The organism is Oleispirillum naphthae (assembly GCA_027864655.1).
GTDB classification, from domain to species: Bacteria; Pseudomonadota; Alphaproteobacteria; order Rhodospirillales; family Rhodospirillaceae; genus Oleispirillum; species Oleispirillum naphthae.
The window spans coordinates 54,406-68,301 of sequence record JAQAZG010000007.1; the positions used below are offsets into that span (position 1 = coordinate 54,406).

The following is a 13,896-nucleotide window of genomic DNA, read 5'->3' on the forward strand; positions in this document are numbered from 1 at the left end:
TGCCCCCCTACTTGGTTTTTTTCTTGAACATGGCGAGCATGCGCTGGGTGACGATGAAGCCGCCGAAGATATTGACGGAGGCGAGAATCACCGCGAGGAAGCCCATCACCTGCGAGGCCGAGAAGTGCGCCGGACCGGCCGCGATCAGCGCGCCGACGATGATCACCGACGAGATCGCGTTGGTCACCGCCATCAGCGGCGAGTGCAGGGCGGGGGTGACGCGCCAGACCACGTAGTAGCCGACGAACACCGCCAGAACGAAGATGGTGAACAGGTACCAGAACGGCCCCGGCGTGGCGGCCGCGTGCGGGGCGCCGCCCACCGCGGCGGTCACCGCGTCGGCGGAGCTTTCCGCCAGGGCGCGGGCGGCAGCGGCGAGTTCGTTCGCCTTTTCGGCCATGCGGCCGGCCTGTTCCGCGAGATTTTCCACAGCCATCACTTACCTCCTTCCGCGGCGAGAGCCGGGTGCACCACCTTGCCGTCGCGGCAGACCAGGGTGCCCTGGACCAACTCGTCCTCCAGGTTCGGCTTGAGCGCCTTGGTTTCCTTGTCGATCATCGTGGAGACGAAGTTCCAGATGTTCTTGGCGTAGAGCATCGAGGCGTCGGAGGCGACGCGGCCCGGCACGTTGGCATGGCCCATCAGGATGACGCCGTGCTTGGTGACGATCTTGCCGTATTCGGAGAGCGGGCAGTTGCCGCCCATCTCGACGGCGAGATCGACGATCACCGAGCCGGGCTTCATTCCCTTGACCATCTCCTCGGTGATCAGCACCGGAGCGGGCCTGCCGGGAATCAGCGCGGTGCAGATGATGATGTCGGCCTTGGCCGCCTGCTCGGCGGTGGCCTGGGCCTGCTTCTTCTTGTAGTCGTCGCCCATTTCCTTGGCGTAGCCGCCCTTGGTTTCGGCGTTCTTCATCGCCTCTTCATCGACGATGACGAACTTGCCGCCCAGGGACTCGACCTGCTCCTTGGCGGCGGCGCGCACGTCGAAGGCGTAGACCACCGCGCCCAGGCGCTTCGCCGTGGCGATCGCCTGCAGCCCGGCCACGCCCGCGCCCATCACCAGCACGCGCGCCGGCGGCACGGTGCCCGCGGCGGTCATCATCATCGGCAGCGCGCGGTTGTATTCCGCCGCCGCGTCGATCACCGCCTTGTAGCCTGCGAGGTTGGATTGGGAGGACAGCACGTCCATGCTCTGGGCGCGCGAGATGCGGGGCATCAGCTCCATGGCGAAGGCGTCGATTCCCGCCTCGGCCAGCTTGCCGACATAGTCCTTGCTGGTCAGCGCCTGAAGCATCGAGAACACCGCGGTGCCCTTCTTGATCTGGGCGATTTCGTCGGCGCCGTCTTCGGCGGCCATCGGGCGCTGCACTTTCAGCACCACGTCCGCGTCCTTATAGAGGGCGGCCGGAGTCTTGGCGATGGAAGCGCCCGCAGCGACAAACGCCTCGTCGGTGAAGCTGGCGGCCAGGCCCGCGTCCTTTTCGACCAGGACTTCGCAGCCCAGGCCGACGAATTTCTTCACCGTATCCGGCGAAGCCGCAACGCGCGTTTCAAACGCCCGCCGCTCCTTCGGTATTGCGATTTTCATCAGGCATGTCTCCCTTCGTCCGCCCTCAGTTGCCTTGCCTTGATCTTCCGCCGCCACGATATGCGAGCGCGCGGCGGTCCCCAGAATGTGGCCCTTGCAGGCCGGAGTTTCGGTTGATCCGTCGGCGGCGCGAGGCCCTACCCATATGGGCTGGCCTCGGCCCCCTCTTACGTATCAACACTCCCCGCGCCGTGCAAGGACGATACGATGAATACCCCTGCTTTTTTTGCCTGTTTTCTCAGGTCTCGGGTTCCAGGGCTTCGAGTTCGTCGATCAGACCGGCAACGACGTCGAGGCCGATCGACCAGAAACCGGGGTCGGATGCGTCGAGGCCGAACGGGGCCAAAAGCTCGCGGTGCGTCTTGCTGCCGCCCGCGCGCAGCATCTCCAGGTATTTCTCGGCGAAGCCGGGATGCCCGGAGCGGTATACGCCATAGAGCGCATTGACCAAACAATCGCCAAAGGCATAGGCGTAAACATAGAACGGCACGTGAATGAAGTGCGGAATGTAGGACCAGAAGACCCGGTAGTCGTCGTCGAAGGCGAACGCCGGGCCGAGGCTTTCGCTCTGCACCTCGAGCCAGATATCGCCGAGGCGTTCCGCCGGGATTTCGCCGCTGCGGCGCTCCGCATGGACGCGGCTTTCGAACATGTGGAAGGCGGTCTGGCGGACCACCGTGTTGAGCATGTCCTCGATCTTCCCGGCGAGCAGGATACGCCGCCCTTTCGGGTCGGTTGTAGCGTCCAGCACCGAGCGGAAGGTCAGCATTTCGCCGAACACCGAGGCGGTTTCGGCCAGCGTCAGCGGGGTGTCGCACAAGAGGTGCCCTTGCGCCGCGGCGAGGCGCTGGTGCACGCCGTGGCCGAGTTCGTGCGCAAGCGTCATCACGTCGCGGGAACGGCCAAGATAGTTGAGCATCAGATAGGGGTGCGCCGAGGGCACGGTGGGGTGGGCGAACGCGCCGGAGGCCTTGCCCGGCCGCACCGGCACGTCGATCCACGGGTTGTCGAAGAAGGGCCTGGCGAGGTCCGCCAGCGCCGGGGAGAAGGCGCCATAGGCGGAAAGCACCGTCTTGACCGCCTCGCCCCAGGCATAGCGCTTGCCGTCGTCGCCCGGCAGCGGCGCGTTGCGGTCGGTGTGGGTGAGCTTGGGCAGCCCCAGCCACTTCGCCTTGAGCGCGTAATAGCGGTGCGACAGGCGGGGGTAGGCATCGCGCACCGCGGCGGCGAGCGCGTCCACCACCTCGTCCTCCACCTGGTTGGCGAGGTTGCGGGAACTCACCGGCCGGGCATAGCCGCGGCGGTCGTCGTCGATCTGCTTGTCCTTGGCGAGCACGTTGGTGACCAGGGTGAGGACGCGGGCATTGTCGCGCAGCACGCCTGCGATCACGCGGCCCGCCTCGGCGCGCACCGCACGGTCGGAATCCGAAAGCTTGTCGAACGCCTCGGTCATCGTCAGTTCGGCCCCATCGAAGGGGAAGCGCATCGCCGCGAGGGTTTCGTCGTAGAGGCGGTTCCACGCGGCGCGCCCGACCACCTCGCGCTCATGCAGCAGGTTCTCCGCTTCGTCGGAGAGCTGGTGCGCGCGGAAGGCACGCACCTGGGCGATCCACGGCGCATAGCGCGCGGTGAAGGAATCGGTCTGCCACAGCGCGATGCGCTCGTCGGAGGCGCGGTTGAGCTCCAGGGTGAAGAACAGCGCCTTCTGGCTGATCGTGGTGGCGCGCTCGCCGATGTTCTGCTGGAAGCGCGCGACCTCCGGATCGGTCACCGCAGTGGCGTGACGCAACTGGGCGTAGCTGAGGATGCGGCTCAACACCTCGTTGAGGCGCTCGTACTCGGCAAGCGCGCGGGCGAACCCGGCGGGGGCGAGATCGGCCAGACACCCGGCATAGGCCTTGGAAAAGGCCGCCGCATCCGCCTCCACGGCGTCGAGGTCGCGGGCCAGTTCGGGGCCATCGGGCGACGGATACAAATCGGACAAATCCCACCCGGGCAACCCGGCGAACGACGCGGAAACGGCAGCAGACATCGACCCTCTCTCGTGGAATGGGGCGCGGGGCTCCGCGCCTTTGAAAACGACAATCGACTTATGGGGATTATGCTTCACGCTTAACCCTCTATGCCGCTATATATGGAGCGCGACCGCCTTTCCAGACACCCCCACCGACCTCTTTTCCAGGGGACTTCCACCGCCATGACCCAGCTCTTCGTGCCGCCCTACCGCACTCTGGCGACGCTGCCCGAGTTCCTGGCCCTGCATGCCTCCCGCACTCCGGACTACCCGTTCCTGTGGGCCAAGTCGGGCGGCGAGTACCACGCGATGACCTGGCGGGAAGTGGCGGACAAGGTGGCCGCCTGCGCCGCCGGTCTGACGGCGAAGGGCGTGGTCCCCGGCGACCGCGTGATGCTGGTGTCGGAAAACCGCCCGGAATGGCTGATCGCCGACTTCGGCATCATGGCCGCGGGCGCGATCACCGTGCCCACCTACACCACCAACACCGTGGCGGACCATCGCCACATCCTTGCGGACTCCACGCCCAAGGTGGTGATCGCCTCCTCCGCCGCGCTCGCCGCCCGCGTCGCCGAGGCGATCACCCGCGAAAACCAGCCCCTGCCGCTGATCACCATGGCCCCCTTCGAGAGCGAACAGCACTCGGTGGCCGAGGTCTCCTCGTGGGAGGCGCTGCTCTCCTCCGGCGTGCCCGCGCCGCAGCCGCCGCGCAGCCGCGGCGACGTCGCCTGCATGATCTACACCTCCGGCACCGGCGGTACGCCCAAGGGGGTGATGCTCACCCACGAAAACCTCATCGCCAACTGCAAAAGCTGCTGGGACCACTGGAACAACCTGCTGCCCGCCAACGGCAGCGATGCGCGGTTCCTCTCGTTCCTGCCGCTGTCGCACTCCTACGAGCACACCTGCGGGCAAAGCTTTCCGGTCACCACCGGCGCGCAGATCTTCTATGCCGAAGGGGTGGACAAGCTCACCCAGAACATGCGCGAGGCGCGGCCGATGCTGATGACCGCGGTGCCGCGGCTCTACGACATGATGCGGGTGAAGATTCTCACCTCGGTGGCGAAGCAGCCCGCCTGGCGGCGCGCCCAGTTCGCGCTCGCGCTCAAGCTCGGCGAGAAGCGCCAGACCGACCCCGCGGGCCTCACCCCGCACGAGGCGCGGCGCGACCGCCTGCTCGACTCCCAGGTGCGGCAGGAGATCGGCGCGCGCTTCGGCGGCGCGCTGGAGGGCATGATCTCCGGCGGCGCGCCGCTCAACCCGGCGATCGGGCGCTTCTTCACCGCGCTCGGGGTGCGCATCCTGCAGGGCTACGGCCAGACCGAGAGCGCCCCGGTGATCTCCGCCAACCGCGTGCCGGGCGCGAAGATCCACACCGTCGGGCCGGTGTTCTCCTGCGTCGCCGTACGCATCGCCGAGGACGGCGAGATTCTGGCCAAGGGCAGCTCGGTGATGAAGGGCTACTGGAACCGGCCGGAGGAAACCGCGCGCGCCATCGATGCCGACGGCTGGCTGCACACCGGCGACGTCGGCTATCTCGACGACGACGGCCACCTCGTCATCACCGACCGCAAGAAGGACATCATCGTCAACTCCGGCGGCGACAACATCTCGCCGCAGCGCGTCGAGGGCCTGCTCACCCTCGCGCCGGAAATCGGCCAGGCGATGGTGATGGGCGACCGCCGCCCCCACCTCGTCGCGCTTTTGGTCCCCGCCGCCGCCTTCGCCGCCGAGTTCGCGGCGAAGAACGGCAAGCCGGACGACATCGCCTGGCTGGTCAACGATACGGATTTCATCAAGGCGATGCGCGCCGCGGTGACGCGGGTCAACGTCACGCTGTCGCCGGTCGAGCAGATCCGCAAGTTCGCGCTCTCCGCCGAGGCGTTCACCGTGGACAACGACATGATGACGCCGACGATGAAGATCCGCCGCCACGTCATCAAGGAACGCTACGGCGACCGCCTCGAAGCGCTCTACAGCTGACGGAAAAGACCGCGGCGGCCCGCCGCGCATAGCGGGACTACGCGCAAGGTCCGCCGACGCCCCCGGCGGGCAAAAGACCGCGGCGGAGGGTTATTGCATGCCGAGGGCGCGCTTATACAAGTCCAGGATCTCTTCCTGCTCCTTCATGTCGTGCTCTTCCATTTTGCGCAGGCGGAGCACCTGGCGCATGATCTTGACGTCGAAACCCTGGGACTTGGCCTCGGCAAAGACCTCTCGGATATCGGCGAGGAGATTCGCCTTGTCCTCTTCCAGGCGCTCGATGCGCATGATCAGGGATTGCAACTGATCGGCGGCGACGCCGCCCACATCGGTACTCATCGATATCCATCCTTCGCAAGCATCGAAAAACCAGGCGAACCGGAAGGTCCCGCCGGAAGCCCCGCAGATTACCCGGATCGTTAAGACTTCTCAATCCGCAAACCGTCCCCTATAGTATGCACAACCGGCGATGCAGGACCGGGGGGGGTTTCCTGCCCAGTTTTCCAGGGTCTACCCGTGAGTTCCATTTCCTTCGAACGCCTGTCGGTTCTCCTGGTCGAGGACAACCTCTACATCCGCGACATCTTGGAGAGTCTCCTGAAGCAACTCGGCTTCGGCTGGGTGGCGACGGCGCGCAACGGCCAGGAGGCGATCGAGTTCCTGCAGATCGCGGGCAAGAACCAGATCCACTCCGCCGGGTTGATGAACGTCGATATCATCCTGTGCGACCTTCTGATGTCGCCGATCAACGGCCTCCTGCTGCTGCGCTGGGTGCGCATGCAGAAGGATTCGGGCAACCGCTTCATGCCGTTCATCATGATCTCCGGCGCGGCGGACAAGGAGTACGTCGAGGCGGCGCGCGATCTCGGCGTCACCGAGTTCATCGCCAAGCCGTTCTCCGCGCAGTCGATCATGGATCGGATGATGAAGGTGATCGACCAGCCGCGGCAGTTCGTCGCCTGCACCAGCTATTTCGGCCCGGACCGCCGCCGCCGCTCCATTCCGCCGCCCGGCGGCATCGACGACCGCCGCCGCAACGACGACGCGCACGCCACCATCGTCTACTCCGCCGAAAAGGTGGTGAAGCCGAAGGCGCCGTCGGACGTGTGGTACTTCCGCCTGCCCAACACCCTGCGCGACAAGGTGGGCGGCGCGGGCATCAAGGGGCCGCTGGAACTGCCGCAGTCGCTTCTCGAAGAGGCGGAGGAATCCTTGCAGCGCCAGGCGCTGGACTTCGCCGACTGGGCGAAGAACTACCTCACCAAGCTGTCCAAGCTCACCGAGGCGGCCCTGATCAGCCCCAACAACCGGCGCAACCACTTCCAGGAAGTGAACATGGTGGCGCACGAACTGCGCGGTCAGGGCGGCACCTTCGGCTATCCGCTGATCACGGTGTTCGCCAAGTCGCTCTACGAAGCGACGCTGCCCGGCTGCCCGGAGGACGACAGCGCGCTTTCGGTGGTCAAGGCGCACACCGACGCGATGCGCGCGGTGATCCGCGACCGCATCTCCGGCGACGGCGGCGAGATCGGCCGCGAGCTCTTGAAATCGCTCAAGGTTGCGATCGAGCGCGCGAGCAACCGTTTCATCTGAAATCTGTCACGTCCGGCCTCTTTAAACCGGACCGGATACGCCCTAGGTGTTTGGACATGAGACGTTTCCGCCACGCCAAGATTCTCGCCACCCTCGGCCCGTCGTCCTCGTCCGAGGAGGCGATCGAGAGCCTGTTCCGCGCCGGGGCGGATGTCTTCCGCCTGAATTTCAGCCACGGCACCCACGACGACCACCGCGCCCGGCTGGAGGCGATCCGCGCCCTCGCCAAGCGGCTCAGGCGGCCGATCGGCATCCTCGCCGACCTGCAGGGGCCGAAGCTGCGCATCGGCGCCTTCGCCGAAGGCAAGGTGGCGCTCGCCGCCGGGCAGACCTTCCGCCTCGACCTGCTGGATTCCCCCGGCGGGGCGGAGCGGGTGCGCCTGCCGCATCCGGAGATCTTCGCCGCGCTGAAGCCCGGCACCGACCTTCTGCTCGACGACGGGCGCATCCGCCTCACCGTCACCCGCGTTGCCCGCGACTTCGCCGAAACCGAGGTGGCCACCGGCGGCGTGCTCTCCGACCGCAAGGGCGTCAACGTGCCGGGCGCGCGGCTCGACATTTCGCCGCTCACCAAGAAGGACCGCGCCGACCTCGCCTTCGCCCTCGACATGGGGGTGGACTGGGTGGCGCTGTCCTTCGTGCAGCGGCCGGACGACATCTCGGAAATCCGCAAACTGGTGGACGGCGCCGCGGGCATCGTCGCCAAGCTGGAAAAGCCCTCTGCGCTGGACCACCTGGACGCGATCGTCGAACTTTCCGACGCGGTGATGGTGGCGCGCGGCGACCTGGGCGTGGAAATCCCGCCGGAGCGCGTGCCGGTGGCGCAGAAGCGCATCGTCTCCGCCTGCCGCGCCGCGGGCAAGCCGGTGATCGTCGCCACCCAGATGCTGGAAAGCATGGTCACCGCCCCTGCCCCGACCCGCGCGGAGGCCTCCGACGTCGCCACCGCCATCTACGACGGCGCCGACGCGGTGATGCTCTCGGCGGAAACCGCCTCCGGCGCCTATCCGATCCAGGCGGTCGAGATGATGGACCGCATCATCTCCACGGTGGAGAAAGACCCGCAGTACGTGCTGTTGATGGAAGCTTCGCACCGCCCGCCGGAGGCGACCTCGGCGGACGCGATCAGCGCCGCGGCGCGCCAGGTGGCGCACACCCTGAAAGCGGAGGCGATCGCCACCTTCACCTTCTCCGGCTCCACCACCCTGCGCGCGGCGCGCGAGCGCCCGCTGGTGCCGATCCTCTGCCTCACCCCCAACCTGCAGGTGGCGCGGCGGTTGACCCTGGCCTGGGGGGTGCATGCGGTGGTGGACCCCGGCATCACCAGCTTCACCGAGGCGGTGCAGCGCGCCTCCCACGTCGCCATCCGCGACGGATTCGCCAAGCAGGGGGAGCGCCTGGTGGTCACCGCGGGGGTGCCGTTCGGACGCCCCGGCACCACCAACTCGCTGCGCATCGCCTTCGTCGAAGAGGCCTGAAAACACGAAAGGCGGCCCGAAGGACCGCCCTTTTCGCTCCGCACCGGGAAACCCCGGCCCCAGGCTTCAGCCCTGGCGCGCCTTGTAGCGCGGGTTGGTCTTGTTGATCACATAGATACGCCCCTTGCGACGCACCACGCGGCAGTTCTTGTCCCGCGCTTTCGCGGACTTCAAAGAGTTGCGAACCTTCATGATAATCAGCTTCCCGGTTACGTCGTCGCGATAAGGCGCGCACCATACGCGAGGCGGCGGAGGACTGTCAATACTTCCAATCGCTCAAAGTCGCCACGCTGCCCTTTTTCTTCTCCGACGAGTTGGTGGCGTGGAAACGGTAGACCTTGACCGCGCCGCAGTCCAGGGCGGCGACGCGATTGACCCAACGCCGGCATTCCTCGAGCACGACTTCCGCGGCAAGGCCCTTCATCGTTCCCGGTTTCAGCGCGTCGCAGTAGGCGATCCACGCGCCCAGCGCCATTTCGCGGTAGGCGGCGGTCGCATCCTCCGCCACGTGGATGAGAAAATTGCGCTCCTTCAGGGCGTTGGCGATCTGTTGCGGACGCTGCAACTGCATCTTGGGAATTTCGGTCGCCCACAGGGTCTTGAGCACCTCGGCATGGCCCTTGGCCGCGCCCTGCACGAAGTCGTAGATCACCAGGTGCGCCGACGGTTTGAGCGCCTCGGCCAACTGGTTGAACAGATTTTCCTTGTCCTGCACCGTGGACAGCACCTGGCGGCAGAGGATGGCGTCGTAGGCGGAGGGCTTGAGGCGCAGGGTCTCCGGATCGCAGGCGAAGAACACCGCCTTCTTGTCCATGTTCCGGCTGAGGGAACGGCGGTTCGCCTCCGACGCCAGAATATCCTCGCGGTCGAGGCCGACCAGCCAGACGCCGAACTTCTTGACCATGGCACGCGACGCGCCGCCCAGGCCCGCGCCGAGGTCGAGCATGGTCTTGGCGGAAGACAGGGCGCAGACGTTCATCAGCCCGGCGACGAAATCGTGGCTGCCGGGGATGAGATTGCCGCGCCCCCACAGCGCCTCCAGCACGTCGAGGCGGTCGATCGGCCAGGTTCCGGGTTGGTAGTGCGGCGCCTCGGGCGGCGGCACGGCATCCTCGATCCCCTCGAAGGGATCGAGGACGGCATCCTGCTTATTGCCGCGCCCCTGCTTGGCGCGCGCTCCGGTGAGCAATCCCCGCAGCCCCACCTTCGTCCTCCCCGTTTCGCAAGGCGGATATATGACAAGACGATCATAGTCCGCGACCCTACCCCGGGTCGCAACTCTTTTCCGCTTAGAACGCAGTGGTAGCGGTCGAAAAGGCGATTCGCGCGCCGCCGCCGGGGCGGGCGGAAACCCGCCAGGCGCCGCCCCACCCGCCGACCAGCAGGCGCGCCAGAGACAAGCCGCCGCCGAGTCCCGCGCCGGGGCCGCCCGCCAGGACATCGGCCAGGTCGCCGCAGGCCGCCGCGGTCATGCCGTCGCCATCGTCGGCGACGACGATCCAGCGGCCGCCGCAGCGCGGCCCCACGACGATGCGGGAGCGCGGCCGCGCCCGCGCCGCGTTGTCCACCAGGGCGGAAAGCACCCAGGCGGCGGCGCGCGGCGGCACCCGCACCGGACAGGATGGGTTGAGCACCCGCACCGCGCCGCGCCAGGGCGCGGGGTTCAGCCGCCGCGCCAGGGCGGCGAGATCGGAGAACGGCACGGCGCGCGGCGGCTCGGTCTCCGCCACCGGATCGAGGGCGCGCGCCAGGGCCTGCATCTGCGCCAGGCGGGCGTCCAGCTCGTCGAGCGCGCTCCCCAGTTTGTCCGGAATGTTCCGCGCATCGTCGGCCACCACGCCGGGCAGCGCCAGCATCATGCGCAGCGCCTGCACGGGCTGGGTGAGGTCGTGCACCGCGCGGCGCATCACGCCGGGCAGGTCGCGGCGGGCGGCGGCGGGGATATCGGGGGTACGGGGAGGCATCGCCGTCTCACTTCCAGGGAACCAGGGCGCGCAGCTTCTCGGCGCGGCGTCCCTGTTCGTCCAGCTTGACGTTGTATTCGTAGGCGGCGTTCTCCCAATTGCCGTAGACCGGGTTGGGCAGCATGATCCATTTGCTCCCCCAGCGGTCGGCGTGGCTGCGCACTTCCTGGCCGCGCCGGCGGATGGTGACGCCGTAGTCATCGACGAAATCGCCCAACGCGTCGCCGACGATCTGCACGATGCGGTAGCGCTCGGCGACGACGGCGCGGCGGCTGCCCTTCTGCACGGCCCAGTCGCGGCGCTCGCGCTTGAGCAGGATGTTCTCCTCGCCGACCTTGACGCCGAGGGCGGCGAGCGCCTCCAGCGAGGTGGCCTTCAGCGCGGCATTGCGGTTGGAAACGAAGAACAGCGCGACGCCGCGGGAGGCCGCATACTTCATGTAGTCCACCGCGCCGGGCACCGGCGGGGAGACCTTCTCCTCGATGAAGTCGGAAAACGTCTGGGCGCTCGCGGGCGCGCCGGAGGCGATCAGCCAAGCGTAATAGGGGGTGTTGTCGAACACCGTCTCGTCGAGGTCGAGGATCACCGCGGGCGGCTTGCCCGCCGCGCCGCCGTCCTGCTCCAGGGCGGCGGTCCAGGCGGGGTCGGCGAGGGCGCGGTCCAGCGCGGCGCGCGCCATGGCATAGGCGGAAAGCGCCGCGGCCTGGTATTCCGCCGAGGACTGCATCCACAGGAGCGCGTTCAGGGTGTCGTGCTCGGCCACCCGCTGCGGTTCCGCCAGAGCCGGGACCGCGCCGAGCGCCACGCAGATCGCCACCATTCCCGCCAGACGCCGCATCTTCCGTTCCCCGCGCACCGTTACCCATCCTTATCCGGCGATCCGGCGGCGATCACGAGCCCGCCGCAAGCGGCGGCATAGAACCCGTAGTCCGCGCTCACCGGACCGCCCCGGCGAAAAGATCGCCCAGCCAGCCCATGGCGCGGGCGATGGCGCGCTCCCGCGCCTCCGGGTTGCGGCCGACATGCACCACCTTCTGCCCGCTCTTGTAGACCGAGTTCTTCACCACGACCTCGTGCACCGCGCCGGTGGGATTGTCGAAACCGTGGTGGGAACCGGCATAGACGTCCACCGCGATGCGCGGGCCGGGGCGCGCCGCGGCCTCCTCCGCCAGCTTGACGCACGGCGCGGCGGGAGTCCACTCGTCGGCGGCGCCGAGCTGGAACAGCACCGGCGCGATCACGCCATAGTCCTTCTCGTCGCGGTAGACCTGGGCGCAGCCGGGATAGAACGCCACCGCGCCGATGAAGTCGTCCGTGAGCCCGGCGGGACGGCCCGGGCTGGCCTTCGCCATCGCCCAGAGGGCGGTCATCGCGCCGTGCGACCAGCCGAACAGGGCGATGCGGCGGGGCTGCACCTCCGCCCGCGCCTGCAGCCAGGCGAGCGCATCGTAGGCGTCGCGCACCCGCTCCCGCTCCGGCAGGACCGGGCGGTCGCGCAGCGAGCACACCGAGGCATAGCCGCGCGCGGTGAAGCTGTCGGGGAAGAGCACCGCATAGCCCGCGGCGTTGAGGCGCTTCGCCCAGTCGGTCTCGCGGGCGTGCAGCTTGCCTTTTTTGGTCAGCAGGCCGCCGCAGCCGTGCAGCGCCACGATGCCGGGGAACGGCCCCTGCCCTTGCGGCAGGGAGAACAGACCCGAAATCTCGCCGCCGGTGCGCAGCGGAATGCCTACCTTTTCCATCTCCGCCCGCGCCGCCGCCGGCAGCGCCAGCAGGGCCAGGGCCATGCCCCAGGCCCGCAGTCCCTTCATCCCCGCCTCCTATCCGGTCAGGGTCGCCAGAAACAGCGACCAGACGACGCCGAGCATACACCCGGCGGCGAGAAACAACCCGTTCCATCGCAGCCCCACGGTGAGCGCGGAAACCCGCCCGAACAGGGCGATCAGCAGCACCGTGGCGGTGAACGGCGAGGTGACGGCGGTCAGCCCCCAACCGAAGGCCATGGTCAGCAGCATGATGTCGGGCGACAGCCCCACCGCGGCCGGGTCGGGCAGCAGCGGCCCGATCAGCGAGGCGGTGAGGATCGGGTGCATGCCGAGCATGCCGAGGGCGGGCAGGCCGCAGACCAACGCGACGAGGAAGGCCCAGCCCGGCACCGCGGAGAGATCCAGCAGGTGGGTGGTGACCAGGGGATGGGCGAGATCGCCGCCGATCTTGCCGATGAAGCCCGCCATGTAGAGCAGCACCATCTCGGACTTGTAGCCCTCCAGTTCGCGGCCCAGGTAGTCGCGGACGCGCCGCGCCAACTCGGCGAAGACGGAGGGCACGCGGCTATCCGGATTCTCGGGCCAGGCGGTCTGCGCCGCGATCCAGGCGAGGCTGATCAGCGGCACCATCGCCATCACCGCGATGACGACGCGCAGGCCGCTGACCGCCATCAGCGCACCGACACCGGCGACGATGGTGGCGAGCAGCGCCAGGAGCGGCACCAGGGAGCGCAGGCTGCCCACCGGCAGCGAGGGCGGCGGCGCGCCCACCGGGCGAGGCGGCTTGAATGCGGAATCGAGGCCCCAGCCCATCAGGATGACCAGCAGCGCGGTGACGATGCCGTACCCGGCGACGCCGCCCCAGCTGCTGCCTGCGATCACCGCAGGACCGATCGCCATGGAAAAGGAAAGCGGCGACCAGCACAGGGTGGCGGCGAAGCCGCGCTGGATGGCCAGCAGCATGCGCCGCACCTTCACCGCATTGCGCGGCCGCCCGTCGGCCTCGGTCTCCGCCTGCTCCACCAGGGTGCCGAGCAGCGAGATCGAGCCGTAGTTGAGCACCAGGGAGAAGAGGTGCCCGCCGAGCGCCAGCGCCAGATAACGCTTGCCCGGGGTGCGGGTGGCGAGGTACTCGCCGCAGCGGCGGATCGAGGCGGAGGTGGCGGCGGCGGCGCGCAGCGCCGACAGCGCGACGAAGAAGGCGATGACGAAGCCGCCCGCCGCCAGCGCATCGGCCACCATCGCCGCGCCCCCGGGCTTGGCCGCCACGGCGAAGACGGACAGCGCCGCACCGATGCCGACGAAGGCGCGGCGCGACCACCGCACCTCCCTGACCACGCAGACGAGGTAGGCCACGCCGAGCCCCCCGGCCCAGGCCTTGAGCACGGGTTCGCCCCGCGCCTCCGCCGCAATGACGAGGACGGTCAGCGCGATCAGCATCGCGGCACGGAAAAAGGCGCAACATTTCGACACGGTGGGAACTTCGCTCTGCTTCGTAAAACCGTATG

At 68.2% G+C, this 13,896-nt stretch carries 13 protein-coding genes; 3 read left to right on the forward strand and 10 right to left on the reverse strand.

Going from position 1 to position 13,896, the window contains the following annotated elements:
• Nucleotides 1–7: 7 nt before the first annotated feature.
• The 3 genes from O7R11_RS09150 to O7R11_RS09160 all read right to left on the reverse strand — a co-directional run bounded on the left by O7R11_RS09150 (nucleotide 8) and on the right by O7R11_RS09160 (nucleotide 3,625).
• Nucleotides 8–436, reverse strand: coding sequence for an NAD(P) transhydrogenase subunit alpha part 2 (locus O7R11_RS09150; RefSeq protein WP_337997203.1), 429 nt, complete (start codon nucleotides 434–436; stop codon nucleotides 8–10).
• On the reverse strand, nucleotides 436–1,593 hold the full coding sequence (locus tag O7R11_RS09155) for a Re/Si-specific NAD(P)(+) transhydrogenase subunit alpha (protein ID WP_337997204.1): 1,158 nt from the start codon (nucleotides 1,591–1,593) through the stop codon (nucleotides 436–438). Before O7R11_RS09155 ends, O7R11_RS09150 begins: the two co-directional genes overlap by 1 nt.
• Nucleotides 1,594–1,831: 238 nt before the next feature.
• The gene (locus tag O7R11_RS09160; RefSeq protein ID WP_337997205.1) at nucleotides 1,832–3,625 is read right to left on the reverse strand and encodes a M3 family oligoendopeptidase; all 1,794 of its coding nucleotides are present in this window, start codon (nucleotides 3,623–3,625) and stop codon (nucleotides 1,832–1,834) included.
• A gap of 165 nt (nucleotides 3,626–3,790) precedes the next feature.
• On the opposite strand from O7R11_RS09160, the gene O7R11_RS09165 reads away from it, so the two are divergent.
• Nucleotides 3,791–5,590 (forward strand): AMP-dependent synthetase/ligase, encoded by a 1,800-nt coding sequence (locus O7R11_RS09165; protein ID WP_337997206.1) that lies wholly within the window; start codon nucleotides 3,791–3,793, stop codon nucleotides 5,588–5,590.
• A 90-nt stretch (nucleotides 5,591–5,680) separates the two neighbouring features.
• Here the strand turns inward: O7R11_RS09165 and O7R11_RS09170 are convergent, their stop codons facing one another.
• A complete protein-coding gene (locus O7R11_RS09170) occupies nucleotides 5,681–5,929 on the reverse strand; it encodes a DUF2312 domain-containing protein (protein WP_337997207.1) in 249 nt (82 codons plus the stop codon).
• 177 nt (nucleotides 5,930–6,106) lie between these two features.
• On the opposite strand from O7R11_RS09170, the gene O7R11_RS09175 reads away from it, so the two are divergent.
• Both O7R11_RS09175 and pyk read left to right on the forward strand, forming a co-directional pair.
• Nucleotides 6,107–7,183: a response regulator gene (locus tag O7R11_RS09175; protein WP_337997208.1), complete on the forward strand. Its 1,077-nt coding sequence runs from the start codon at nucleotides 6,107–6,109 to the stop codon at nucleotides 7,181–7,183.
• A 56-nt stretch (nucleotides 7,184–7,239) separates the two neighbouring features.
• On the forward strand, nucleotides 7,240–8,661 hold the full coding sequence (gene pyk / locus O7R11_RS09180) for a pyruvate kinase (protein WP_337997209.1): 1,422 nt from the start codon (nucleotides 7,240–7,242) through the stop codon (nucleotides 8,659–8,661).
• Nucleotides 8,662–8,727: 66 nt separating this feature from the next.
• Here pyk and ykgO read toward each other — a convergent pair whose 3' ends face one another.
• The 6 genes from ykgO to O7R11_RS09210 all read right to left on the reverse strand — a co-directional run bounded on the left by ykgO (nucleotide 8,728) and on the right by O7R11_RS09210 (nucleotide 13,861).
• Nucleotides 8,728–8,853 carry a type B 50S ribosomal protein L36 gene (gene ykgO / locus O7R11_RS09185; RefSeq protein ID WP_337997210.1) on the reverse strand — a complete coding sequence of 42 codons (126 nt, stop codon included), beginning with the start codon at nucleotides 8,851–8,853 and terminating at the stop codon, nucleotides 8,728–8,730.
• Nucleotides 8,854–8,920: 67 nt separating this feature from the next.
• Entirely contained in the window at nucleotides 8,921–9,865 is a 945-nt protein-coding gene (locus O7R11_RS09190; RefSeq protein ID WP_337997211.1) for a class I SAM-dependent methyltransferase, read from the reverse strand.
• A gap of 85 nt (nucleotides 9,866–9,950) precedes the next feature.
• Nucleotides 9,951–10,625, reverse strand: a complete 675-nt coding sequence (locus tag O7R11_RS09195; RefSeq protein ID WP_337997212.1) for an ATP-binding protein — start codon at nucleotides 10,623–10,625, stop codon at nucleotides 9,951–9,953.
• A gap of 7 nt (nucleotides 10,626–10,632) precedes the next feature.
• A complete protein-coding gene (locus O7R11_RS09200; RefSeq protein WP_337997213.1) occupies nucleotides 10,633–11,481 on the reverse strand; it encodes a 5'-nucleotidase, lipoprotein e(P4) family in 849 nt (282 codons plus the stop codon).
• 79 nt (nucleotides 11,482–11,560) lie between these two features.
• The gene (locus O7R11_RS09205; protein ID WP_337997214.1) at nucleotides 11,561–12,433 is read right to left on the reverse strand and encodes a dienelactone hydrolase family protein; all 873 of its coding nucleotides are present in this window, start codon (nucleotides 12,431–12,433) and stop codon (nucleotides 11,561–11,563) included.
• A 9-nt stretch (nucleotides 12,434–12,442) separates the two neighbouring features.
• On the reverse strand, nucleotides 12,443–13,861 hold the full coding sequence (locus O7R11_RS09210; protein ID WP_337997215.1) for a hypothetical protein: 1,419 nt from the start codon (nucleotides 13,859–13,861) through the stop codon (nucleotides 12,443–12,445).
• Between the last annotated feature and the right edge of the window lie 35 nt (nucleotides 13,862–13,896).

Excerpts from the sequence above, each read along its gene's own strand:
- O7R11_RS09150 (WP_337997203.1), bottom strand. The coding sequence starts at position 436 with ATGGCTGTGGAAAATCTCGCGGAACAGGCCGGCCGCATGGCCGAAAAG.
- ykgO (WP_337997210.1), bottom strand. The coding sequence starts at position 8,853 with ATGAAGGTTCGCAACTCTTTGAAGTCCGCGAAAGCGCGGGACAAGAAC.
- pyk (WP_337997209.1), top strand. The coding sequence starts at position 7,240 with ATGAGACGTTTCCGCCACGCCAAGATTCTCGCCACCCTCGGCCCGTCG.
- O7R11_RS09195 (WP_337997212.1), bottom strand. The coding sequence starts at position 10,625 with ATGCCTCCCCGTACCCCCGATATCCCCGCCGCCGCCCGCCGCGACCTG.
- O7R11_RS09160 (WP_337997205.1), bottom strand. The coding sequence starts at position 3,625 with ATGTCTGCTGCCGTTTCCGCGTCGTTCGCCGGGTTGCCCGGGTGGGAT.
- O7R11_RS09165 (WP_337997206.1), top strand. The coding sequence starts at position 3,791 with ATGACCCAGCTCTTCGTGCCGCCCTACCGCACTCTGGCGACGCTGCCC.
- O7R11_RS09155 (WP_337997204.1), bottom strand. The coding sequence starts at position 1,593 with ATGAAAATCGCAATACCGAAGGAGCGGCGGGCGTTTGAAACGCGCGTT.
- O7R11_RS09170 (WP_337997207.1), bottom strand. The coding sequence starts at position 5,929 with ATGAGTACCGATGTGGGCGGCGTCGCCGCCGATCAGTTGCAATCCCTG.
- O7R11_RS09205 (WP_337997214.1), bottom strand. The coding sequence starts at position 12,433 with ATGAAGGGACTGCGGGCCTGGGGCATGGCCCTGGCCCTGCTGGCGCTG.